Origin of the sequence: Halorubrum vacuolatum (genome assembly GCF_900188065.1) — an archaeon.
Lineage (GTDB): Archaea > Halobacteriota > Halobacteria > Halobacteriales > Haloferacaceae > Halorubrum > Halorubrum vacuolatum.
Genome location: NZ_FZNQ01000013.1, coordinates 1 through 24,384 on the forward strand (window position 1 = coordinate 1; position 24,384 = coordinate 24,384).

The window sequence follows — 24,384 nt, forward strand, 5'->3', positions numbered from 1 at the left end:
GGTTCAGGGATCTCAAACACATCCAGAACCAGACACTTTCTCGTGGTTAATTCGACGATTCAATCTGACCGATTACGTCATTCGTGAAGTACCGACTATACCAATCAAATTAGAGTCTCTTTCTAGTGACTTAAATAATCTACGAGATTCATTACTTTTATCTTTTATATCGACACGTGATTGTACGATTACAGAAGAGGGATTTAAAAGCGAACCACGGTCATCTGAATCTGATAAATGGTTGTTATTGAATAGTCGGTTTACACAATTTGCGCTTTTATTCACCTTATCCCGGATTACTAGTAATAAATAGAGTACAAATAGTAGTTTTTAGGAACCCAAACTGCATATCTTAACTACTCTTTCTGGCACCTGAGTAACAACTTAGTGCAGTTATTCCTCTTCCAAAGCTACTCTATGACATGACCTTTTTATATCGAAATCGGACATATTAACGGGAAACAGGACTATCTCTACGAGATAGGCGCCCTGTATCTTGCACGCCAGCGTTTTCATATCTGAATTATGTCACACCACGTGATGAGCGATTCGCGCCCGAGATCGGTCACGAGTATAGACCGACGAGTGTTGTAGATATGATCCGTATTCAGTAGCCGAACACGATCTCCACCGATAGCTGCTGCACGACCCAAGATCTTTTGATCTTCCACCGATCTTCGGGTCAGTATGATCTACTAGTAGTTCTCGAATATGGAACGCCGTGCCTCGTGATGTCCCCCTCCGACTATGCAGTCACAGCATCGAAAAACTACCAGTAGTCCTTTGATATTGACCTAGGGTTTCTTTCAGGATTGCTTTTGCCCAACTACCGTAACCGATCACGATGGTACACACAACAGCAGGACCACTTCGTCCAACTACACAGGAGTTCACGATCTCAGGATGCTCAGATTTGCGCTGTACCGACTCGGGTAGAATGGATCTTTAGTGAACTCTCAGGCCGTTACAAGTCTTGTGGCATGACAGTCTTGCGGTCATTCGCTTCAGCACGACGGGAGGCTTCCTCAATAAGTTCGGCTACTTCTTCATCCAGAGCATCGTAGAAATCTGCTGCAACCGGGTGGTCTTCTAGTGCATCCTGCACCCCGCTATTGACGATCAGGTCTGTCATACAACCCGGTATTAACGGGTCAGAGTAGTAAATATTGGCAAATTGGCTCGTGAGTACCGGGACAATTCCGAGACTGGTCACAGAGTTAGGTCAGCAATCTCCCAGTCGCCCGAGAGCTCATTGTCCAGTCCCTCGTCACTCACGAGCTTCCGTATCCGTTGCTCAACATCATGATCAAGCCTAAATTCGAAGTCGAACTCCTCCTGCCATTCCCAGTAGCGCGGGATCGTCGGCGAAAACTCACTCACCGCTCCGGCGGGTGCATCCAAAAGATGGCGGGTTTCGGATATTTCCCCTCGTGGATGGTCAAACCTTCTGCTGATGTCGCCGTCATTCACGATTCGTTCCAGTAAGTCGATAGCCGCGTGTTGGTCTGCGTAGAATGCATGTTCGAGCATTGGATTTACGACAAAGATATCCTTCGAGGCATGCTGGTGAATGGTGTCTGCAACAGCGTGATCAGGATGTCCGATCCCCCAACCGTACGGATGGACTCCCTCGTTGATGAAATCGTATCCGTCTCCCTCGACACGATCAAGAATTGAGCTGAAGAACTCCAACGATTTGGCTGGGATCTCCGTAACACCCTCTGTGAGTCGGGTCCGGATCAGACACCGACCCGTGACATTCTGAAGGACTGTCGTCACATGAGGGAATTCGTCTGATGTGTCCGGGTGATAGGCGTCAAGAAACTCTTCAAGCAACTCCCAATCTTCCGCTAGTACGGCATCATCAAGTACAGCGATGAGTCGTTCCCGATACGCACGGGTAATCCCCCGATAGCGGTCGGAGTCGCCTTGTTCATCTGCCGACAGTAACTTCGCCTCATACGTTGCTACTGCCTGCATGAGTGCCGCCACATCCCCATCGTCAGCAGTTGCTAACTGCTGTTCAAGCGCCTCTATTTCGATTGGATCTGATCGTCTATCTGGCACCATTGGTTCTCTCTACAGAAACCCTAGTCGTAATGCTTGTGTCTCAAAACCGTAATAGTAGCATATGACCGCGACGTATGCGCTCAGTGTTGCCATCGAATCACACGACTACAGGGGCGAGTTCTATCTTATGGGCGATAAATACGATACAGGTGAAGATGTCCTAAAATACGTTGCAACTGACCATATCTTAGCACTAAAGCAACGCCCACACGTTGCCGAGTACCTTTTAGAGACACTCCGAGATGGTGAGAACGTGAGCAAGGCAGAGTACGACCAAGCTACCCCGGATGTCTCCTGTGGGCTCCACTTCGATGTTAACCACCAACAGTTCGGATTCTGGGTTGGCGACCGTAGAGTCGAGATCGGGAGGCGACCAACAAAGAGCGAATTGCGCTCAATCGCTGACGACCTTTCGGTGTAGTCCCTTCCTCGTTCTCCACTCCAGCAACGACAAGTATGCGACCTGCATAAAGAGAGTTGAATGCGTCTCTCGTTTGATGACGGGACACTCCTTGTTGAAGACGCTCCTGAGTCTGTGCCGTATGCTGAGTGGGACGACCGTGTCGATGAGTACCGAGCACAGGCACACCATTACCGTGACATTCGAAAGTGGGTGAGCGGATCTGATGGGCAAGCCAGTCTTGAACAGCCAATGGGAACTGTGGCTGAATTGGAAGACGAGGCTCGTGCGTACTCGAAGTTCCATCTCACGCCTTCTGTCGCTATCGAACCTCGTGATTACCAGCAGGAGGCACTCTCAGCGTGGCAGGATAACAACCGTCAGGGCAGTGTGATCCTCCCCACAGGAAGCGGAAAGACGTTTCTCGCCGTCCAAGCAATTGCTGACGCCGGTGTCAGCACGCTTGTTGTCGTTCCGACTATCGACCTGATGAACCAGTGGCACGCCACTCTCACAAACGCTTTCGGGAATCAACTCCCTGATGGAATCGGCGTCTTGGGCGGTGGAAGCCACAATGTGACCAATATCACGGTGACGACCTACGACTCTGCGTACCGGTATATCAACGAGTACGGCGACCGGTTCGGGCTTCTCGTGGTGGACGAAGTACACCACCTTCCGGCACCGACCTACCAACAGATCCCTGAGATGACGATTGCCCCGTATCGACTTGGACTCACGGCTACCTACGAGCGTGCTGACGGGAAACATGAAGAGCTAGCGGAACTGTTGGGCACAGTTGTGTATCGAGAAGGAGTCGACGAACTTGCAGGAGAGTATCTGAGCGAGTACGAGACGCTCCATCTCAGCGTGGAACTCACTGATGAGGAACGGAAGCAGTATACTGAGGAATACCAGATTTACCGCGACTACGTCGACAGTCATGATTTTGACCTCTGGAAAGAGAGCGGCTATCAGGAATTTCTCAAACGCACGTCATACGATCCGCAGGGACGACGCGCCCTCATTGCGAAGCAACGAGCCGAGAAAATCGCTCGGACCGCCGAGAAGAAACTCGATACGCTGGATAATTTGCTGAAGAGACACCACGACGACCGTACAATCATCTTTACAGCGAACAACGAGTTTGCATACGAGATCTCTCAAGAGTTTGTTGTTCCCTGTATCACGCATCAGACCCAGACTGAGGAGCGAACAGAGATTCTCGAACGATTTCGAACAGGAAAGTACTCGATGCTTGCTACCTCGCAGGTGCTGGATGAGGGAATCGACGTCCCGTCTGCAAACGTGGGTATCATCCTCTCTGGAAGTGCATCGAAACGACAGTACGCACAACGGCTGGGACGGATTCTACGTCCAACAGATGACCGCCAGCCAGCCCGACTCTACGAAATCATCACGGAAGACACGATGGAGACTTACGTCTCTGAACGGCGTCGGCAAGGGGTGAGTGCCAATGCTGACAGCTGACCTCGCCCGCTCACGTACGTACGACGGAACTATCTCTCCGCTGTTCATCGACGCGGACGACCAGCAGTACCGAGAGACCGCAACAGAACTCATCCAGATCTTCGAGGAGCATCTCGGACAATCCAAGGGTGGGCTGGAGGAGACGATAGACCAGCTCACTATCGCAGACACGGACTACAAGATCGTACAAGGACTGGCGAAACTCCTGAAAGATGAGTGCGAATTCAAAACCGTTGCACCAGTAGATCCGCAGGCGATCCGGCAGCAGCTTTTTGAGAAAGCGAACGATTCGTACCCGATTGCACGTCAGCCCACGCTCGGTGAGGACACACAAAAGTTGGAGGTGTACAGTGCTGTTGCTGACCAGTTCGGGATCTCACTCGAAGACTGCTACCGAGGCATGTATGCCGATTTAGAGGAGAACAAGCAACTTGTACGATTTGGACACCGTACGTCCGATGAGTATGATGAGGCTGACGACGGGACGACCACGACACGGTTGACTGGAGATAGTGAGGAATCGTATGCTGAGGATACGATAACGGTCGATTGGCTTCTCACACGCTACAATCTCGCTCTGGCACAAGCAGTACTGTACGATGCGACAGAGATGCGGATACGAGTCTGGGACTCGTTTGCGACGGTGTTCAGCTACGTGAAACTGTTTGGGCTGATGCACCGCATCTATCCAATCGACGCCAACGGCAACCGCGTTTCCAGTACTGACGTTGCTGACGGGTACGAGGCCATTCTGGATGGAGCAGCATCTCTTTTTTCGAAATCGAGGAAATACGGAATACGGATGTCAAACTTCCTTCCAGCTCTCCCGTTGTGCGACCGCTGGGAGATGGAAGCTGATATTCTTGATGACGATGGAGGAGCAACGAGTCAAACGCTCTCGTTTGAGCTTGACCACACGGACGAACTCTCCTCGCACTACTCGGCTCAGAGCGATTTTGACTCCGATGTGGAACGCACACTTGCTCAAAAGTGGGAACGTGCCAACACTGACTGGCAACTCGTCCGCGAGGATGACGTACTGGACCTAGGGGCAGAGGTAATGCTCCCGGACTTCGCTATCGAACACCCTGATGGACGCCGAGTCGTATTCGAGATCATCGGGTTCTGGACGCCAGAGTATCTGAATGGAAAGCTGGCGAAGATACGGAATGCTGACCGGGACAACCTCATTGTCGCCGTCTCTGAACGGCTGGACTGTTCATCTGAAGATTTCGATGGACTGGATGACCGTGTCTTGTGGTTCAAATCGGGTATCCACGTCTATGACGTGATTGAATTAGCGAAGGAGTATGCTGTCAAGTTCTCACCACGGTAATAGCGTTGATCTCGCCTATTACTTCCGCTGGACTCTCATTGGTTATACAACAGCGGGGTGCGTAGATCACCGTGGAACTTGGAATCCTGTCACACGCTCCAAGTTCCTCATCACATCATGTCCAATGCAGTGTCGGAACTCGGTACGTGTCCATATTGTGGGTCGGCTGTTCCAGCCGGAGCGATACTTATCGAATACGAAGTGGAAAGTGAAACGCGTCTCTTTGCGGAGTGCTACGAATGTGAAGAGCCGGTCCAGCCACAGTAGCTGTAACACGCACAAACTACTGTTCATGTCATACTGTCGAGTCACTATCACCTAGCTGCTACGGACACCATCACGCTACGTATAGAACACGGCATAGATCGAATACAGTCCGCCGCAGGCGAACTGCATTGGTGGTTAGAAGAATCTCCGCATGTGGAACGTTTCTCTTATTGAGCAGCTCGTAGCCTCTCGGGACCACCGTGTGCTCTGTTATGAAGGCAACTACGAATCCAATAAAACCGCCGACAATGAGAGCCTGAAACGGTGGAACGTACGAAGGAACGCCGAACGCCAGCGCAAGCCCGAGCGTGATCGGAGCAGCTATCATAACGACTCCAAACGCGACTAATGCCAGACGTTCTCTGTGCTGTTCGGAGTAGTGGTCCCGCAGTAGCCAGACAACCGGGCCAGCAAGAATTGCTATAATGACTCCAATGCCAGTAATTGAAATCCATGGAATGGCACCCCTCTCCATGAGTTGCAGAACGCTCAAAAGAGCAAATATCCCAACAAATACGAACACAAGTAACTGCCGCATGAAGTGAGAAAGCGACTTCATCACGGCCCTCCTCGGGGATGTGTATGAAATTGTGAGCCGGATTTGAATTCGGTTAGCTCCGCGATCCGATTTTCAAGCTCTTTGATTTCTCCACGGAGCTCTTCCGCCTCGCTCCCCTCTGTTGCAGCCAACTGGTCTTTCAGCCCCTGCAGCCGTGTTTCTTTGTGTTCCTCGTCAACCTCGGCCTTCCGGACATACTCCGACTCTTCGATATCGTACACATCACTGTCAGATAGGGGTGTGACCTCAATTGCATCGTCCACTTTGCTCCGGTCGACGCCCAGCACGCGCTCACGCTCAATCCCGGCTTCTTCCAGCGTCTCCAGTACCTCTTCATCGGGTTTGAGCGACCGGTTTCTCCGTGTCGTCCGTTGAACGGACCCAAACGGTCCAGAGACGGGTTGATCGTGATGGAGTCGGTTGAGAAGCACATCGCTCACATCCTGCCGGAGGTCGTTGGCGTTCCGTTGGACATCCGAGAGTAGCGTGTAGAGATTCACCAGCACGTCCGTATCCATCTCTTCGAGAGTGGTTACCTCGTGTCGCTCCAGTACATCAACCAGCAAGAGTGCATCCGCATATACGTCCAAGTCTGGCTCAGTCCGTTCTCTTTCCTCACTCTCTGGCTCGTCCCCAGTGTCGAGAATCTGGGTAGTGGTCGGTCCGTCCTTTTCGACGATCACGCCGGCATCCTCATCGATCTCAAAGCGTGGATGGAGACTCCACACCGCTGGGTAGGGGTCCGCATTGGGTGGGAGTCGGTCTAACTCAAATCCCGCCTCGGAGTCAGTGATCCGGCGATATAGTGTCTCGAATTGGTCCTGCTGGAGCGGCTGTGAGTCACCGCTGTGTATAAATTGGATCACGACGCGGTGCTCTTGGACGTCCGTGATCCAAAACCGGTCGTGGGACAGCGGCGTCCGGAGAGTAGCTCCCTCTGGCAGCTCATCCAACCGCTCGATGAGATTATGCCAGTTAACTCTGAACGACATACCTGCATGGAGAGGGTCAGGTGCTAAATGTCTGCGGGCGATTCAGGCTGAATTCTCAGAAGATATTCGGTCAGCGCATCCAGAGTGCCGTCGAAAAAGCTACTCCGAGTCGTCCTCAGCGATGTCTGCTCGGCGGCGGGCAGCCTGTTCGAGAACGGCAAGCATCTCGGTGCGTTGCTCAGCAGGGACGTTACGCCACTGCTCGCGATAGCTCTCGATAAACTGGTCGAACTCCTCAGCAAACGCCGTTTCAGGATCGTCGGACGCCTGAATTCGAGCAACCGCGTCCTGCCAGAGCTCTCGTGTTGCCCCGCGCTCAAATACGTAATCGATCAAGAGGGTTGCATCGAACGAGAACTCGCGGGTGAGCTCTGTCACCTCCCACTCGCCACTGGTGAGGTGGTAGCGATAGCGGGTCCGAATGTGCCAGCGCGCAGGTGTTGGCCCTCCAACCATTGAGGCAGCTAATAGTGGAGAGGGGTGCCGTTCAAGACGGAAACTGAAGTCCTCTTTATTGAACTGCCACCATGCGCCACGCTCCCGAATTTTCCTGACTGTCAATCCATCTGGCAGCAAGATCTCGCTCGTGGTCAACAGTCGGAGTGCATCTTCCCGATCCTCAATGCGCACCTGCGATGGATCGGACTTGTTCATATCTTGAGATAGTCACACACTCACAAAGCTGTTATCCAGACTCTCAGTCTCCCCTGATCGGAATGATTAGAGAGTCTCTGACAGAAAGCAGAGAGTTCATTCGGCAGATGCTGAATACAGAGGTTCAATGCAGCAAAAGCTTCGTCTTAATCTACGAGAGCGGTGATCGATCAGTACGGAAAACCCGTAACCCACCTATGGAATAAAATAGTTAGACCTGCTAACATTATCCACTTAAGCATGAACAGGGAGAAAGTAAATAAAAGACAATTTTTGAAAGGCCTTGGAGGACTAGGAGCAACAGCAGGCCTAGCAGGATGTGGGGACACAGGAAACGGATCACCTTCAGATGGCAGTTCTGATACCAGTGATACCGGAGATGATATTGAAACTGATTCATCTCCAGAAGATGATGGTAAAGATCGAGATGATGATGATGGTGAAGTGGAAGATGAGGATCAATTTGAGGTAGTTGATGCTGAAGTGTTGGGCGCGTATGATTCTGAATCCGATTCCTTAAATTTGAATATTGATTATGAAGGTGATTTAGATGAAGGTTATACTCCTGATGTCAGGTTGAATGGTGAGGCCTTAACAAATCTAGATGCCTTGGAAGCTGATGGCTCTTTCAAAGTTGAAGACATTGACGGAATGCTGGAAGGCGGAGAAGGCAATCTAATAATAGTTGATGGCAACCGTGTCAACTTCAGAGTATATGACTCCTGGAACGACATAGAACAAGCAGAATACGAATTTTGGAGATATCGAGCAGATAGAGCTCCTAGAGGAGCAGAACAAGCTGCCAGAAGAATATTTGATCCCGACGCTGACTTCTCAGATAAAAATACTTTCATGGAAGAACATCTAAATATTATAAATGAAATAGTGAAAGACCCTGAATACGGTGACGGATTCTCAGGTGCAATCGATTGGGTTTATCCAATATTAAACGTTATTCACATAGAAAATGATAATAAAATCAGGTTGAGCCCAGGAACTATATCACATGGCTTTACAAAAATCAAGTCAGGTCATGAAACAGATGATCAAGGCTATGGTTTTCCATTAATTACCGCTGACTCTAACTACCCTGCAGTGGGCCTAACCGAAGATAATCCACTAGATGAAAGAGGACAATCAAACGTCTACGGAGATCTAGGAAAAAATGTAGTAGGCGAAGATTTTGAAGACTTAGATACTAGTGGAAGACGAGCAGGCAGTATGATGTGGAATAATATTATAAGAGTTCCTAGTGCGGGTAATGATAACGTTGTAAGCTTTGATCCAAGTGTGATGACTGAGTATCTTGATCTTTATTGGGATGGCGATGGACATATATTGTTTGGTAAGGTAAGACATGCGCTTGGTACTTTAACAAAGGCCTTAGCAAACGGTTTTGTAGAAGAAGATTTCAGCGACCATTACAATGGTGATGATGAAGAAGAACTAGCTAACTTGATGATTACCTCAGGTGTTGAAGACCTTCCTAGTCCTGAAAACTTTGATAACCATGGAGAATATGCAGAGGAACTGCTTCATGGAGGACACGTTGAGGCCTATGCTGAGGCCGCCTTCTGGAAAAAGCTTTTGGATTCTGAACACTATTATGGATGAATTCTTATTTACTTCACTGGAATGAGTCTTCTGACAAGTCGAAGTTTTCGTTCATTATTTCTTTTCTTGAGTTGTCCTTGTGTATTTCGAATACTTGATCGTTCTCTCCACCTCTAACTAAGTCGCTTCTATCTTGTACTTCGTAAGCCCACTGACATGCATAACCTGAGTAACCACCGCTTGTATCAACAGTATCAGAAACACTCCATAACTGATCGAAAAATGTCTGTACCTTACACTATGTTGAAAGACGGTATGCAAAGCAAACCTCTGCATGTTGCACCGGTCTTCTGATGGATTTCATATAAGTCGCCACTCCTCACGGTACGTGTACACCCTGTAGTGACCGATCACTACTCTTTGGGATCTGCTTCAGTCCGTGCTGCATTCGCGCGCTGTATCTTGCACGCCCGCGGTTTTATGTGTGAATTATGTCACTCCAAGCGATTAGCGACTCGCGCCCGAAATCGGTCACGAGTACAGACCGACGCGGGCTGTAGATATGATCCGTATTCAGTAGCCGAACACGATCTCCACACATAAGCTGCTGCACGACCCGAGATCTTTCCGTCTTCCACCGATCTTCGGGCCAGTACGATCTACTAGTAGTTCTCGAATATGGAACGCCGTGCCTCATGTTGTCCCCCTCCGACTATGCGGTCACAACACGGCAAAACTACCAGTAGTCTCTTAGTGGTCGGCTCAGGGCGTGAATACAGCACTCATCGTTGGCTCCTTGTAAGCAATTAAGAGGCGAGAGCGCTCAACGGAACTGACGGTTTGTCGAGTAGCCGAGAAGAATATGCTGCAAGATACAGAGCGTGAGTTCAGCACGCACTTCGATTAGAGGTGTCTCAGATGTGCACGGTCGAACGCTTACTCAGTCTGTACCGAAACTGCCTCGCGCCAAGCTGTCGCAGTCGGGATATCGAAGCCGCATTTCGACGATTTGAGTTCGTCAGCGATCGTCGCGACGACCTCTGTATGGAGCTCCGGATCTATCTCGGTCAACTGGTCGATAGACTCTACGACCAAGTCGAAGGGTGGCTCAGGCTCGATGTCAACGGGCGTTCGTTCGAGAACTGCGGCAGTCACGGCCGCTAGTGCGTCAACACGGGAATCCCCGTCGAGCAACGAGTGGCCGTCTCCAACTTCGTCGATAGTTGCTTCCACTAACGTGACTGCCTGCTCTGGGTCGGCGTGGTCGAGCCCTCCAGCCCGGCGCACACAATCGACGTATGTATTGTCGGGGTCGGTGGTCCGGTCAGCGAGGTTGGCGAGATGGGCAAACAGAGTATCGAGTTCTTCGTGGCCGTCGGCGGCGGCGCTCATTGCAAGACCATGAGCGATCGTCCGTTCGACGAAGACATCCCGCGCATTCGTAGATTTTAGTGAGGGACCTAATAGGCCAACCGGCGGTTGATTACCGTCAAGCAGTTCAGCGGCGCGAGCCGTAACCGCAACGAACTCATCCGCGTTGCTCACGGCAAGTTTCCCGACGAGAGTAAAGAAGTCCTGAACATCGTCGTCGACGAGCGGCACACCGCTCTCAACGAATCTGTGATGGGCTCTTCCAATCCCGACGGCGACAACTTCGATCCGATCGGCTTGCGACTCGGAGTGTGGATCCGCTTTTTCGATCTTGTGGATGAGATCAGCAAGGATATCGACAACGTTATCCAGCGGATTGGCATGGGAAATCAAAATATCGTACAGGATGAGGAATCCATCGCGGTTGAGAGTCCTACTCGCCCGATCGAGGAGTGTCTGTGTCCATGGGTCCAGCAAAAGCGATCCAGAGTCGGGGATTACTTGCAGGATCGACAAACCGACATACGCTGCTCGGAAACTATCTGAGCTCATTCCGTGTCGGTCGTCGGTGGCTGCGGTGGCGGCGCGGTCGTCGAGTTCGTCGAGCCACGGTTCGACCTCCCCGGGAGCGTACTGATCGGCCAACCTCTTGATAGCCGTCGAGTAGACGTTTGCGAGGAACTGGCCGGGCGGTTCGCCGTGTCGGTCGTCAGCGAGGACAGCTGCGGTGGCGGCGCGGTCGTCGAGTTCGTCGAGCCACGGTTCGACCTCCCCGGGAGCGTGCTTATCGGCCAAGTTTGAGATGGCCATCGAGTAGACGTTTGCGAGGAACTGGCCGGCCGGAAGGCCGTGTCGGTCGTCAGCGAGGACAGCTGCGGTGGCGGCGCGGTCGTCGAGTTCGTCGAGCCACGGTTCGACCTCCCCGGGAGCGTACTGATCGGTCAACCTCTTGATAGCCATCGAGTAGACGTTTGCGAGGAACTGGCCGGCCGGAAGGCCGTGTCGGTCGTCAGCGAGGACAGCTGCGGTGGCGGCGCGGTCGTCGAGTTCGTCGAGCCACGGTTCGACCTCCCCGGGAGCGTACTGATCGGTCAAGTTTGAGATGGCCATCGAGTAGACGTTTTCGAGGAACTGGCCGGCCGGAAGGCCGTGTCGGTCGTCAGCGAGGACAGCTGCGGTGGCGGCGCGGTCGTCGAGTTCGTCGAGCCACGGTTCGACCTCCCCGGGAGCGTGCTTATCGGTCAAGTTTGAGATGGCCATCGAGTAGACGTTTTCGAGGAACTGGCCGACATCCCATCCGAGTTCTTGCTCTGTTGCCACCTCGACGTACTCCTGAACGACTTCGTCTGCCTCTGTTAGACGGGTTGGGTTGCTGGATACTCCCAGTAACCCACCGAACCAGTTCTGTATGATAACACTCTGCTCGACGGGACTTGCCCCAGATATCTGCAGCAACTGAGTTCGATGGTCGCGCATCACCGAGGGGTCGATTGGGACTCTCGTGAGGGGCAGTGCGAGTCGTGAGAATGGTTCCGGGTCTGTATCAGCCAACGCCTGCTCGAAGGTCGCCTCACTTGCGTCGACCACCTTTGATATGAGCTCGTCGTCACTGCGCTCCTGTCCAACGCTGTGGGCCATCAGTAAATTCAGTGCTAGCCCCATGTAGGACTCGGCCGCTACGTCGTGCTCTGAATCAGCAAGTGTAGCCAGAAACCCTTGGAGTTTATTTTCCGTAATCGCCCTCCGACGGAATACGACCTCACCGTAGATATCCGGCGAAATACTCCACGTCTTATCTTCGTCCAGAGGTCTGAAAGAATCCCCGAGGAGAACATCCATTTCTTCGCCTTCGAGGTACCCCGACAATTGCTCCAGCACGTCGCGTAAGGTACCCAAATCTTCGCCAGTCAACGTCGATAGTTGGCCAAGCGACAGCGATCGGGTAAACGCAAGTGTCTGGAACACCCGTGGCCCCAGCGACTCTCCGTGAACCATCGCCGATGGAGGATTAACTACGTTATCGATGTCCTCCCAGATCAAGTCGTCGACTGTCTCGAACGCCGATAGTGGTTCGTCCTCGACCGCAACGTACCGGGCCGCGAGTTTGGCTATCTCCGCGTTCCCACGGGCAAACTCGACAACTTCCGGCACTGCCCCTTCACGCCGTTCAGGAGACAGCTCATATACATCCTTCAGAACCCAATCGACGAGGTCGCCCAAGGTTCCGTCTTCACTATCATCGTCCGAATGTTCCGGGAGTTTCGAAAACGGGATCCGTTCACGGTTCTTCCATGCCTCACTTCCGACCCGGAACTCTCGACTCTCGTACTGCTGTTTGAGCGCGGTGGAGAACTCTTCACGTACCTCGACGATCACTGCGTGACAAGGGCCCTCCTGAACCAATTCGAGGATCGTGGCTAAATCGTCGTTATCGAAATGTGCGGTCCCGACTCGATAGCTCGTCACTAACACTGATGGCTCGTCGGTTCGGTCTACTGCCCACTCGATATACTCTGGAGAGTCCCAATCGTCCGGCAAGCGCACGTCATAGCCCCGGTCGGCGAGTTCTCGTGCCGCATTCAGCGCTCCCGCCGTCTTTCCTGTCCCGTATGCTCCTTCGAGTGTCACCAAGCCACCGTCGGCGACCGCTTTCACAATTTGATCGACCTCGTCCCCGTAGTACGGTATATTGGTCATCTCTGGAAGCGTCAGATCCTCATCTCCGGCCGATCGATCGCCGCCAGTGAGTAGTGTCCGTTCGTTATCTCGGACTGTCTCTTCGAACGCCGGCAGTCCTCGTGTTGCTCCTGCCAGCCTGTTGGACATTATCGATTCGAACTCCGAGGCTCGCCGGGTGTGTTCAGCGAGGTGCTCGACTGCGGCATCGATGTCGTCGAACTCCGTCTCGAACTCTTCGGTCCACGCATCGACGGCTGCGTCAAACTCTGTACGGAGTTCCGGAACTTCCTCGCAGGTCGTTCTGATACGTCGCAGGTTCCCCTTCCTGCCGAGCCACGTTAGGTTGTCTACCGTCCCCGGCGGGAGGTCGAACGTGTCCTCAACTTGCTCCCGAGCCGGCGGTGTGAGGGTGTTGTCGACGACCTGATCTAACAGTGCATCTACCGGAAGCGCATCAGTACCCTCTCCGCTTTCCTCCCAGTCACGAAGTGCCAGCCAGAGTCCGAGTCCGAGAAGTGGTCCCAACGGAGTAGCCCAGATCGTGGGCGATCCGAGACTTCCTCTAAGCGATGACCGTGCTTCGTCGATTATGGTTTCCGTGTTCGACAGGACCTCGCCTAGATTGGTCTCCCGAAGTGTATCGAGATCGGCGGTCGGAAGGTGAGACCTCACAAACCCGACCACTTCTGAAAGACCGGCACTTGCACCGAAGTCGGTGAGTGCGTCCCGGACAACACTGCCGGTCAGCACACCGTCGGACTCGGCTTCAGATGTTCCTAGTCTGTCGGAGACGAATCCAACCATCGGCGGCAGGAGCGTGGGCTCGTACGGGCCGAGGGCCTCGGAGAGCGTATGGTGTTCGAACTCGTACCCTTCGTATCGGAGTAAGTCGAGTGACCCTTCGACCACTTCCGCAACGAGATCGTCACCAATCACCACACATCGCTGAACCGCTCGGGCGACGTCTTCGTCGCTCTCGGGATCGTATTGAAGTTTGAACACCTGATCGACCGGTGTGAAATCTCCAGCTTCGATCGGTATCTCGCTCTCGTCTTGCCGGACCATCCAATCGAGTGTTCGCGGACGGGTCGCCAAACAAACACCCGCGTCCCTGTCGAACAGTTGCGTCAGTCGCTCGCGAACAGATACGTCTCCGAACTGCGTAGCCACGATCGACTCGTAGAGATGATCGACGATCAGGAGTGCGTCGTCGGCGTCCTCGATTGCCTCGTCGCTCAAGTCCTCGACGTACTTGACGCCGCTTTCCTTTCCGAGACTCTTCAATCGTTCTGTGGTTCCGACGTAGGGGGCACCGAGGATGAGAGTTGCCTCACCGTGTAGTTGCTCTACCTGAAGCCGATCAGGTCGGCGTGATGTGACGGTGAGATCTCCTTCCGTCATTTCGTCGTTTCTTGCCAGAATGTTAACTCAAGGCAATTTAAGTCTATCTTACAGTCGTCCCGTCTCCCGGGCGGAACTACATCAGGAATATGGGTGACCGACTCAGGGAAGATATTTGTCCTAATTAGTGTGTTGAGGTATCGCCTGTGGTGATTATGCGCGCTGTATCTTGCACGCCCGCATGTTCATATCTGAATTATGTCACTCCAAGCGATTAGCGACTCGCACCCGAAATCGGTCACGAGTACAGACCGACGAATGTTGTAGGTATGATCCGTATTCAGTAGCCGAACACGATCTCCACCGATAGCTGCTGCACGACCCGAAATCTCTCCGTCTTCCACCGATCTTCGGGTCAGTATGATCTACTAGTAGTTATTGAATATGGAACGCCCACATGCCGTTCATTCCCTTCGATGACCGTCCGATCTCCATCGATGAGGGCTCACGGGAGGTCCAACTGCCACATGAGACCGGCATCTCGCTCACCACGCGGGAACACGAGAACCCGTATAAAGCCGTCTCGATGGCGGACCTCATGACCGAGACGAACTACCTCAACCCCGACGTCGAGGTGATAGCCGAGATCAATACCGCCGAAAGCTTCGAGACGTTCGGCGAGCTGTTGAACACCGGTCACGGGGTGATCGGAACGACACACGCCGAGGACGTTGAGACGCTCGTCAACCGCGTGATCGAACAGGGATTGGCCGCATATCTGCTCCGGGAGATCGACGTGGTCGTCTTTCCACACCACGTCGAGGGGAAGCGATACGTCACGCAGGTCGTCGAACTGCTCTCCGGGTCGGAGTACGACTCGCTCGCGCCGGAGACCAAACGCGGACGGGATGGACGTCCGAAACACGGCGGGGCAGGAACCATCGAAAAGGGTGACGCGACCATCCACTACAACACCATCGCCTGGCGTGAGCCGGATGGAACCTTCCGGTTCGTCGGCAATCCCGAGAGGACGGCACACGACGGGTCGGTGAAAACCCCGGATCACACGGCGCGCAGCCGACACCACGTCTTTACCCGACTCGCTGAACGCACCGATCGGGATCTCGAGGCGGTGAAAGAGGAATACGTGCGAAAGCATCGATACGTGCGGTATCTCGTCCGTGACGGCGTAACCGACTTCGAGGAACTCTTCGAGTTCCTCTCGGACCTCCGAACAGACGAGGCCGCGACGGTGGAACGTGCCGCACGGACGATGCGAGGTCGGCCGTGATGCGGATCGGACCGATGAAGCGGCGTGCCGACCGTGGCCTCTCGCTTCTCGACCGTGGGTTGTACGCGCTGTTCGCGAGACACGCCGACGAACGTCGGCACGCGCTCGACCGGAAACGATACCCCGGGACCGGCCTCCGTACCGGCTTCGACAGCTACCTCGCCAGGACGTATGCGGTATCGTGGGTCGTCTGTCTCCTCTCGATAGTCCTGACGCTCGTGTTCGTCTCGGCCGTCGCACCGACGTTCATGCCGCTTCTCGATCGGCTCGCCGAATCCGCTGCTTTCGGCCGTGTGGGGACGATCGCTGACGTACCCATGCTGTGGATCGCTGCGGGAACCGCCGGGGTGGTCGGTGTGGCGGCCAAACGCCTCACCGTACGGCTAAGCGGGCGCTATCTTCGCTGGCTCGCGGCCGCCCGACGTGCGGACATCGAGCGGACGCTTCCCGGGGCGGTCCGGTATCTCAATGCGCTCGCGGCGGGAACCGACGACGCGCGGACGATGGTCGCGAAGGCCGCCGCGAGCGACGCCTACGGCGAAACGGGCGTCACGTTTCGAAAGGTAGTCAACACGACACGGCTCACGGGAAGCCTCGACGAGGGGCTTCGTCGAGGTGCGAGGGAAACCCCCTCACGCGACCTGTTGGCGCCGTTTCTGCTGAAGTTCCGCGAGCACGCGAGCCAAGGCGAGGACGCGTTGGCCGACTACCTCCGGATGGAGAGCCGGATGCTTCGCTATCGACAGGACCGGGCGCGAAAGCGGGCCGAAGGCTACCTCGAACTCCTCGCGGAGCTGTTCATCGTCGTGCTCGTCCTGCCCGCGTTGCTCGTGATCGTCGTGACCGTCATGGGTGTGCTCGCCCCCGGCCTCTCCCGGCTGATCGAGACCCCGTTCGGGACGATGGAGACGCGGACGATGATCATCTACGGGGCCGCGGGATTCGTTCTCGCGGTCGGGCTCGCCGGTGCGATAACCGTCGAGACGATCCGACCGTCCGACCAGCGCGTCACGTACCGGCGGCCAAGCGCACCGGTCGCGACCGTCCGATCCGCGGCCAGAAACCCGAAGAGTGCGACGGTAATCGTGCTGATCCCGGCGCTGCTCGTCGGTGTCGTGGCATCGACCATCGTCCATCCGGTACAGGCGGCTCTCGCCGCCTACGTCGCATTCGCCGTTCCCGTGGGCGGCGTCGCCGTAAGACGCGCCCGCCTCGACGATGCAAAGGATCGGGAGTTGAAGGACTTTATCCACGCGGTTTCGGGACACGTCTCGCTCGGTCGACCGTTTGCTGACGCCGTCGAGACGGTCGCGACGGAGGTCGATCTCGGCGCGTTGAACGAGGACGTTGCCGACCTCGCGTTCAACCTCTCGTTGACGAACACGGGGACACCACGGCCCGATGAGGCGATCGTGTTGGCGACGGCGGGATCCGTCTTTGGGACGGACGCCGACCGGAGGGTCGACCGTCGAACGGCCGCGCTCGACCGGTTCGTCGAGCGGGTCGGAACGCCGCTTGCACGACAGACTGTGGGGTTGGTCACGGGCGCGTTAAACGCAGGCAGCGACGCGGACACGGTCTTCGAGACGCTGCAAACGGAGGTCGGCCAACTGTACCACGAAAAACAGGCGCTCCGGTCGGCGATGCTCGTCTATGCGGTCGTCGGATGGACGACGGCGCTGCTCATCGTCGGGATCGTCGTCGCGGTCAACACGCAGGTGATCGACGGGTTCGCACAGCTTTCGGAGCTCTCCGGGACGTCGGGGTTCGCCCTCGATCCGAACGCCGTGGAGCCCGAACGGGAGCGGTTCCGGTTTTATATCGTCACGCAGGCGACGATGCTGGCGTCGGGCTGGTTTGCGGGCGTCGCCTCACGCGGCCCATACGAGGCGTTGCTGCACTCGGGACTGTTAGTGACGTGTTGTTATGCGATCTTCGCCGGGGGTGGCATGATATGAGCGACTGTCGGAGGGGAACGATCGGACGCAGCCGTCGGGCACAATCGAACGTGATCGGCGTCGCGCTACTGGTCGGGTTGACCATGGTGAGCCTCGGCGCGCTCACCGCGACCGTCGGCACCGTCGTCGATAGCAACGCCGCCGTCGGCGACGTGGACCGCGTCGCGAGCGACCTCGACCGCGCCATCGATCCGGTCGAGTCGATCGGCACCGGAACCGGACGGGTGACCTATACGGAAGGGACGCTCCGGACGGAGATGCGGACGGTCCGTGTCTTCCGCGATGACGACCTCGTCGTGAGTCGGGAGACGGAGGCCATCGTCTATGAACGCGGCGCCTATCGGGTGACTGCCGTCGGCGGGGCGGTGATCCGTGACCACGCCGGAAGTCACTCGATCGCGAGGGGCCCCCCGGTCTCGGCGTCATCGGAGGTCGTCACGATCGGGGTGGTCGCGCTCACGGCGACGGACGTGGCGATCGACGGGTCGGGACCGACGACGCGAACCCTCGTCAGCGAGGTCTCACACGAACGCATCGTCGATGGCGAATCGGGGGAGTGGACGGTCGCGGTCGAAACGCCGGAACCGGATCCGTGGGTGCGGTCGTTCGAGAATGTCGGCGCGACCGTCTATACGGGGGAGTTCGACGACGACGAACACCAGAGCGTCGTCGCGACCTTCGAGGGCGACAGGCGGGGACACGTCGTGGTACACCGGGTCGAGACGGAGGGACGCGATGGGTGATCGAACGCGACGGATGCGAACGCGGCGGATGCGAACGCGGGAACGGGCGACGACTCCGATGATAGCGAAATCGATCGAGGCGGCGGTCGTCATCCTCTTCATCGGGGTGGTAACGAGTGGCCTGTATGCGGGCGTGATCCCCGAGTACCGGTCGGTGACGGCAGCGGAGGTCGGTGACCGGACGCTCGCGACGGCCGGTCACGAGATCGAACGCGCCGTCCCCCCTAAACAGGGCGGAACCGTCCTCGAACAGCGGACCGAACGCCGCGTGTCGTTGCCGGCGACGATCCGAGCCGAACCCTACCACATCGTCCCCGACGAGGGAGCCTCACGGATCGAACTCAGACATCCACACCGGTCGATCGGGGGATCGAGAGCGCTGTCGCTGCCCGAGCACGTCGTCGAGATACGCGGCGAGCTCCCCGGTGGCGAGGGCTGGATCGTGGTCACGACCGCCCCGGAGGGTGACGGCGTGATCATCATCCTCGGGGCCGAGCCAACGGAGGCGGGAGAATGAAGCGGTGCACGCGTGGGGAACCCACATGTCGTGGAGGATTGGGGGCCGCAGGCAACGACTCTCGGGAAACCGTGTCGGGAACGGGGCGCGCACAGGCAAACCTTCCCGTCGTCGCGGTCGCGCTCGTCGTGCTCACGGCCGTGACCGGCATGACGGTCGCGATGGCGGAGGGCGCACAGCTCGCCGCGGAGCGGGACGTCGAAGAGCGTGCGGCGGCCGTGTCGATCGCGGACGCCTTCGTCGACGGGGAAGCCGAACACACCCGGCGGGACAACGTCCTCGATGCCGAGGCGCTCGCAGCGCTGACAGCGAACGAGTGGCCCCCCGTGGCAGCGGTGGACGACGCTGCCGTGCGGGTCCGCGCGGGCGAGGAGGTCCTCCTCGAACGCGGTGACCCCGAAGGCGGGACGACGGTGCGTCGGCTCGCGCTCATCGCGACCGAGGAAACCGATGACGGGAGCATCTCTGCCGACGGAACGGAGGAGTTCGACCTACCGGAGGGAACCACCGCCGTCGAGGTCGATCCCGAGGGATCGGTCGAAACCGTCCGGATTGACGGCCGCGTGATCACACACGAGGGACGCGGAGCAGATGCGACGACGCGTGTCGACGTTCGGCCGGATCGTGACGTCGCCGTCTCCGCGAGCGGTGGGCATGGACGGGTCCACGTCACCGCGGTCCGTGAACGGACCGAACGGGTCGTCGTCGAGGTGACCGTCGATGCCTGAGCGGGCCGACGACGAGCGTGGCCAGTTGTCCCTCTCGCTCGTTGAGGCGGCGGTCGGACTCGTGTTCGTGTTGACCGTCGCGGCGACGTTCGGGCTGGCCCTCCCGGAGCCGGGGACGACGGAGGCACAGCTCGACACGTACGCGACGGACGTGGCGACGATCGTGGCACATGAGCGACCGGCCGACGGGGACGGACCGCGGATGGCCGATATCGACGATCGGGAGACGTTCGAGCGCGAACGGGAAACGCTGGAGCGGCGGATCGACGAGCTGCTGCCCGATAACCTGTTGTATCGGATGGAGACTCCATGGGGAACGCTCGGCGTCGAGCCGCCCGCAAGCGTGCGGACGGGTGGAGCGACAGTCACGATTCCGGCCGGGACGGTCACCGTCGAGGTGTGGTACGGATGAATCGGCGGCGGCTGAATCCGGTTGCCCGACGATTGGCCGGGCGTGGGGACGACCGTGGACAACTGATCCTCGTCGCGGCGGCCGCACTCGCCATCGCGCTGTTCCCGCTGGTGCTCGCGTATCTCCAACTCGGGTACGCGGGCGATGTCGACGCGGAGCCGACCGGGACGGATCCCGAATCGGAACTGACGCAGGCGCTTGAGCGGGCGGTTCACGACGCGGCCGCCGAGGTCGATCATCGGACGACATCGGAGTCGGGTGCGGGAGAGTCGACCGATGACGGAGGGGTTGGAGACGGCCATATCGACAGCCCAGAGGGTGCTGCTGCGGCGTTTCGGACGTCGGCCAGTGACGACCTCAAGCGGATCGAAACCGCCTACGTCGCCGACGGGTCGGCGGCGCGGATCGAATACGCACCGACGGGCGCCGAGACCTGGATCGATGACGGCCATTGGCGAGATGGCATCGCGGGCGACTTTTCCGAGCCGACGGCTCACGGTGGCGTGGTGATCCAAGAGCGGGGCGGTGAACCCACAGTCATCGCCGTCGCCGTCGACGTCCACCTACGAACCCCGGAGGCGACGATCGATCGGCGCGTCATCGTTCACGTACCGCGGTGATCCGCGGGCGCGTCGTTTGCGTGCCGGGCGGAGCCGAAGAGACGCAAATGGCGAGGGGATGTCGAGGAAGTGCCCCTCACCGATCGAAATACGGACGGAGGATCGGCCCGAGAATGATCGCGACGATCGCGACGAGCAGGAGCAGCGAGATGGGTCGCACGAAGAAGATCGAGATGGGGAGATCGACGGGGAAATCGACGCGTCGCGAGAGCAGCACCGAACGGTAGAGGTTCTCCTCGGCGATGGAGCCGAGCACCACCCCGAGCACGAACGCGATGATGGAGTAGTTGTACCGTTTCATGTAGTAGCCCATGATCCCGAGCGCGACGATGGTGATCACGTCGAACCAGTTCCCCGATCGCAGCGCGAACGCGCCGAGGAATGCGAGCGCGATGATCATCGGGATGATGTACTTCGTGTCGATCCGGGTGAGATAGCCCGCCCGGGTGACCAGCCCGAGCCCGACCAGCAGGATGACGATGTTGCCGAGCAGCAACGCGATGAACACCGAATAGGTGACGACGAGGTTCGCGTCGGCGTCGAACAGCTCCGGCCCCGGCACGAGCCCGTGCATGATCAGCCCGCCGATGAGGACCGCGGTCGCGGCGCTACCGGGGATACCGAAGGCGATTGCGGGGACGACGGAGCCGCCGATCGTCCCGTTGTTCGACGCCTCCGAGGCGATGACGCCGACCTCGTTACCCTTACCGAAGGTACTTGCATCGTCGGAGGAGCGCACCGCTTCGGTGTAGGCGACGAAGTTCGAGACGGTCGAGCCAGCGCCGGGGATCGCGCCGATCCCCATGCCGATAAACGCCGATTTCAACAGCGTGACCGGATGGTTTATCACGGATTTGACGGCTGGTAACACGTCGCCGCCCATCCGTACCTCCCCCCGGGAAATACCACCCCGTTCGCCGGCGAGTTTGAGCATCTCGGCGATGGCGAACAGCCCGATCAGCGCGGCGACGAACGAGACGCCATCGAAGAGCGCGAACTGTCCGAAGGTGTAGCGAACGTCCGCGGTCATCGGCGCGGTGCCGATGGTCGTCAACGAGAGCCCGAAGAAGCCGGCGATCAGCCCCTTCACCATCGCCCCCTGTGCGACGATGGTGATCATCGCGAGCCCGAGGATGGCGATCAGGAAGTACTCCGGCGAGCCGAACATCCGGACGACGGTGATCAACACCGGCGAAGCGATGATGAGCACGGCGATGGTGATGAATCCAGCGAGCGCCGATGAGGTCGCCGAGAGCGACAGCGCGGTCACCGCCTGTCCCTGTCTCGACATCGGATAGCCGTCGAACGTCGTCGCCGCCGCCGCGGAGGTTCCCGGCGCGTTCACGAGGATGGCCGAGATCGACCCGCCGTACATCGCGCCGCTGTAGATGCTTATAAGCAGGATGATCGCCGAGATACCGTCGAGCGTCAGGGTGAGCGGCAGGAGGATCGCCATCCCGAGTGAGGCACCGAGCCCGGGAAGCGAGCCGACGACGATCCCGATGAGCATGCCGGCGACGAGCCAGAAGGCAACGGGCCAACTGAGCACGACGCCGAACGCCTCGACGAAGACGCCGAGCGACATCAGAGCACCCCCACGAGCCACTCGTGGATCCATCCGGTCATGATATCCAGGTTGAGCACGTCATAAAACAGGAAGGCGAGCACGAACGAGAGCGCCGTGAGCCCGATCACCGCGAGCCATCGCTGGCCGGTCCATCTCGTGTACGCGGCGACGAAAAGCGGCGTCGCCCACAGCATGCCGATCAGATAGGACGCAAAGAGGTACGCGACACAGAACCCACCGGTGACGAAGGAGCCACCCGCGATCCCCACGGACTCGGATTCCGTCTCCGATTTCTCGCTGGCCTCGACCTCCTCGTCCGTGACGTCCGCCTCGCCGGCCGTGGCTCGCTCCCCTTCGGCTTCGTCCTCGGAGATATCGACATCGACGTCTTCGACGATCTCGTCGACGTCGAACATCGCCTCCTCGTCGATGACGATCCGCTGGAGCGACGCCGGGAGGTATTCCCGAAAGACGAGGAGCAACCCCAACACGATCACGGCGCCGGCGGTGAACCGGGGAAACATGCCGCCGGCGGGTTGGAAGGTAAGCGATTCGACGAACATGTACACCGACGTGCCGATGAACGTCGCGAGGAGCACGTGCTCCATGGTGAGCCGCTCTCGGACGTCGCGAACGCGATCCTTCATTTATCTGGTTGAATGTCGCGGGGAGAAGCCGCTCGTCCCCCGCGAACGCAGCGTGCTCACTCGCGGAGCTGTTCGAGGTCGACGGAGTCCTGAATGTTCGAGATCGACTCCTCCATCAGCTGGTACGTCTCTTCGGGGCCAGTGTAGTCGACGGCGTTGCCCGTATCGTCGGACCACTCCTGGACGCTGTCGCTGTTGACGCCTGCCTCCATCGCCTCCGTGATAACCTGGATGCGATCCGGGTCGGTTCCCGGCGGTGCGAACTTCGCGAGCACCGTCTCGGAGACGAAGTCGATGTTGGGATAGCCGAGGTCCGTCGCCGGCGTGATGTCGGGGAAGACCGGCGTTTCGGAGCTCGAGAGGTTGGCGACGACGTTGACGTCGCCCGCCTCCGCCGGGCCGAGCGCGGAGGTCGCCGTGGCGATCCCCACGGATACCTCGTCCGTCGCGACCGCCTCGTTGGTCGGACCACCGCCGTCGTACGGGACGATATCCTCCCACGCCATGCCGTACTCGTCACGGAGCAACAGCGCGATCGCGTGTGTCGAGTGACCGATCCCCTGCATCGCGAACTGGGTGAACTCGCCGTCCTCGTAGGCGTCGACGAGCTCGTCGAGGTCCGTGATGTGGTCGTAATCGGAGTTGACGATGAGCATGAACGGGTACCGCCCGACCGTTCCGACGCCCTCGACCTCCAGCATGTCAAAGCCGGGCTCCTGAACGAGCCATGCCGTCACGACCGACGGAAGGTTCACCGAACCGATGGTGTAGCCGTTCGGGTCCGCACCATGCATCGACTGTGCGCCGTTCAAGCCACCGGCACCCGGGTCGTTATCGATCTCTATCGACTCGCCGAACGCCTCCTGCATCGGGCCCTGTACCTGCCGTGCGTACGTGTCGGTTCCGCCACCTTCACCGAACGGGACGACCCACGTCAGCGACTGGGACGGGTAGTCGTCGTCATCCTCCGCGTCGTCGAGACAGCCGGCAAGTCCCATCGTCGCCGGGATAGTTGCCGCGCCGACACCTTTCAGATAGTCACGTCGTTGCATATCGTATTGCTGGAGAGAGGCATATATAAATATGTCTGTGGACACCATCTAAGGGTTTGAATTGTGTAAATAATCGAACGACAATAAAAAATTTTATTTTTATATGCCGAAAAAGCACCTATAAGTTAAATTGCT

General features: G+C 57.4%; 20 protein-coding genes and 1 pseudogene. 12 read left to right on the forward strand and 9 right to left on the reverse strand.

The window, feature by feature from the left end; translation table 11 throughout:
• Window positions 1-964: 964 nt before the first annotated feature.
• Window positions 965-1,132: a DUF1931 domain-containing protein gene (locus tag CHB65_RS11665; RefSeq protein ID WP_089385250.1), complete on the reverse strand. Its 168-nt coding sequence runs from the start codon at window positions 1,130-1,132 to the stop codon at window positions 965-967.
• Window positions 1,133-1,209: 77 nt separating this feature from the next.
• On the reverse strand, window positions 1,210-2,070 hold the full coding sequence (locus tag CHB65_RS11670; RefSeq protein ID WP_089385251.1) for a hypothetical protein: 861 nt from the start codon (window positions 2,068-2,070) through the stop codon (window positions 1,210-1,212).
• A 61-nt stretch (window positions 2,071-2,131) separates the two neighbouring features.
• On the opposite strand from CHB65_RS11670, the gene CHB65_RS11675 reads away from it, so the two are divergent.
• From CHB65_RS11675 to CHB65_RS18065, 4 genes are all read left to right on the forward strand, one after another.
• Entirely contained in the window at window positions 2,132-2,491 is a 360-nt protein-coding gene (locus tag CHB65_RS11675; protein WP_089385252.1) for a hypothetical protein, read from the forward strand.
• Between the two features lie 60 nt (window positions 2,492-2,551).
• Window positions 2,552-3,961 (forward strand): DEAD/DEAH box helicase family protein, encoded by a 1,410-nt coding sequence (locus CHB65_RS11680; protein WP_089385253.1) that lies wholly within the window; start codon window positions 2,552-2,554, stop codon window positions 3,959-3,961.
• On the forward strand, window positions 3,948-5,297 hold the full coding sequence (locus tag CHB65_RS11685; RefSeq protein WP_089385254.1) for a DUF790 family protein: 1,350 nt from the start codon (window positions 3,948-3,950) through the stop codon (window positions 5,295-5,297). The genes CHB65_RS11680 and CHB65_RS11685 overlap by 14 nt, the downstream gene beginning before the upstream one ends.
• A 117-nt stretch (window positions 5,298-5,414) precedes the next feature.
• Window positions 5,415-5,564 (forward strand): DUF7837 family putative zinc-binding protein, encoded by a 150-nt coding sequence (locus CHB65_RS18065; protein ID WP_449404570.1) that lies wholly within the window; start codon window positions 5,415-5,417, stop codon window positions 5,562-5,564.
• A gap of 70 nt (window positions 5,565-5,634) precedes the next feature.
• On the opposite strand, the gene CHB65_RS11690 is transcribed toward CHB65_RS18065, so the two are convergent.
• From CHB65_RS11690 to CHB65_RS11700, 3 genes are all read right to left on the reverse strand, one after another.
• Window positions 5,635-6,123 carry a hypothetical protein gene (locus CHB65_RS11690; RefSeq protein ID WP_089385255.1) on the reverse strand — a complete coding sequence of 163 codons (489 nt, stop codon included), beginning with the start codon at window positions 6,121-6,123 and terminating at the stop codon, window positions 5,635-5,637.
• Entirely contained in the window at window positions 6,123-7,115 is a 993-nt protein-coding gene (locus CHB65_RS11695) for a hypothetical protein (protein ID WP_089385256.1), read from the reverse strand. The genes CHB65_RS11690 and CHB65_RS11695 overlap by 1 nt, the downstream gene beginning before the upstream one ends.
• Before the next feature lie 99 nt (window positions 7,116-7,214).
• Window positions 7,215-7,769, reverse strand: coding sequence for a hypothetical protein (locus tag CHB65_RS11700; protein WP_089385257.1), 555 nt, complete (start codon window positions 7,767-7,769; stop codon window positions 7,215-7,217).
• 240 nt (window positions 7,770-8,009) lie between these two features.
• Between CHB65_RS11700 and CHB65_RS11705 the strand changes: the two genes are divergently transcribed.
• Entirely contained in the window at window positions 8,010-9,383 is a 1,374-nt protein-coding gene (locus CHB65_RS11705; protein ID WP_089385258.1) for a twin-arginine translocation signal domain-containing protein, read from the forward strand.
• An 876-nt stretch (window positions 9,384-10,259) separates the two neighbouring features.
• Here CHB65_RS11705 and CHB65_RS11710 read toward each other — a convergent pair.
• Window positions 10,260-14,774: an arsenical pump-driving ATPase gene (locus CHB65_RS11710; RefSeq protein WP_089385259.1), complete on the reverse strand. Its 4,515-nt coding sequence runs from the start codon at window positions 14,772-14,774 to the stop codon at window positions 10,260-10,262.
• Window positions 14,775-15,162: 388 nt separating this feature from the next.
• Here CHB65_RS11710 and CHB65_RS11715 point away from each other — a divergent pair.
• The 7 genes and pseudogenes from CHB65_RS11715 to CHB65_RS11745 all read left to right on the forward strand — a co-directional run.
• A pseudogene (locus CHB65_RS11715) lies at window positions 15,163-16,005 on the forward strand (ATPase, T2SS/T4P/T4SS family); the annotation flags it as partial.
• A complete protein-coding gene (locus CHB65_RS11720) occupies window positions 16,005-17,963 on the forward strand; it encodes a type II secretion system F family protein (protein ID WP_089385261.1) in 1,959 nt (652 codons plus the stop codon). The pseudogene CHB65_RS11715 and the gene CHB65_RS11720, both read left to right, overlap by 1 nt.
• A complete protein-coding gene (locus CHB65_RS11725) occupies window positions 17,960-18,706 on the forward strand; it encodes a DUF7289 family protein (RefSeq protein ID WP_089385262.1) in 747 nt (248 codons plus the stop codon). The genes CHB65_RS11720 and CHB65_RS11725 overlap by 4 nt, the downstream gene beginning before the upstream one ends.
• Entirely contained in the window at window positions 18,699-19,223 is a 525-nt protein-coding gene (locus tag CHB65_RS11730; protein WP_089385263.1) for a DUF7266 family protein, read from the forward strand. Before CHB65_RS11725 ends, CHB65_RS11730 begins: the two co-directional genes overlap by 8 nt.
• Complete coding sequence (locus CHB65_RS11735; protein WP_143420412.1) at window positions 19,220-19,951, forward strand: DUF7263 family protein; 732 nt, start codon at window positions 19,220-19,222, stop codon at window positions 19,949-19,951. Before CHB65_RS11730 ends, CHB65_RS11735 begins: the two co-directional genes overlap by 4 nt.
• Entirely contained in the window at window positions 19,944-20,363 is a 420-nt protein-coding gene (locus CHB65_RS11740) for a DUF7262 family protein (RefSeq protein ID WP_089385265.1), read from the forward strand. The genes CHB65_RS11735 and CHB65_RS11740 overlap by 8 nt, the downstream gene beginning before the upstream one ends.
• Window positions 20,360-20,983, forward strand: coding sequence for a DUF7261 family protein (locus CHB65_RS11745; RefSeq protein ID WP_089385266.1), 624 nt, complete (start codon window positions 20,360-20,362; stop codon window positions 20,981-20,983). The genes CHB65_RS11740 and CHB65_RS11745 overlap by 4 nt, the downstream gene beginning before the upstream one ends.
• 76 nt (window positions 20,984-21,059) lie before the next feature.
• On the opposite strand, the gene CHB65_RS11750 is transcribed toward CHB65_RS11745, so the two are convergent.
• Genes CHB65_RS11750 through CHB65_RS11760 form a run of 3 tightly spaced genes read right to left on the reverse strand, consistent with a single transcriptional unit; the run spans window position 21,060 to window position 24,249 of the window.
• Complete coding sequence (locus CHB65_RS11750) at window positions 21,060-22,568, reverse strand: tripartite tricarboxylate transporter permease (protein ID WP_089385267.1); 1,509 nt, start codon at window positions 22,566-22,568, stop codon at window positions 21,060-21,062.
• Window positions 22,568-23,197, reverse strand: coding sequence for a tripartite tricarboxylate transporter TctB family protein (locus CHB65_RS11755; protein ID WP_089385268.1), 630 nt, complete (start codon window positions 23,195-23,197; stop codon window positions 22,568-22,570). The genes CHB65_RS11750 and CHB65_RS11755 overlap by 1 nt, the downstream gene beginning before the upstream one ends.
• 56 nt (window positions 23,198-23,253) lie before the next feature.
• A complete protein-coding gene (locus CHB65_RS11760; RefSeq protein WP_179213653.1) occupies window positions 23,254-24,249 on the reverse strand; it encodes a Bug family tripartite tricarboxylate transporter substrate binding protein in 996 nt (331 codons plus the stop codon).
• Window positions 24,250-24,384: the final 135 nt, after the last annotated feature.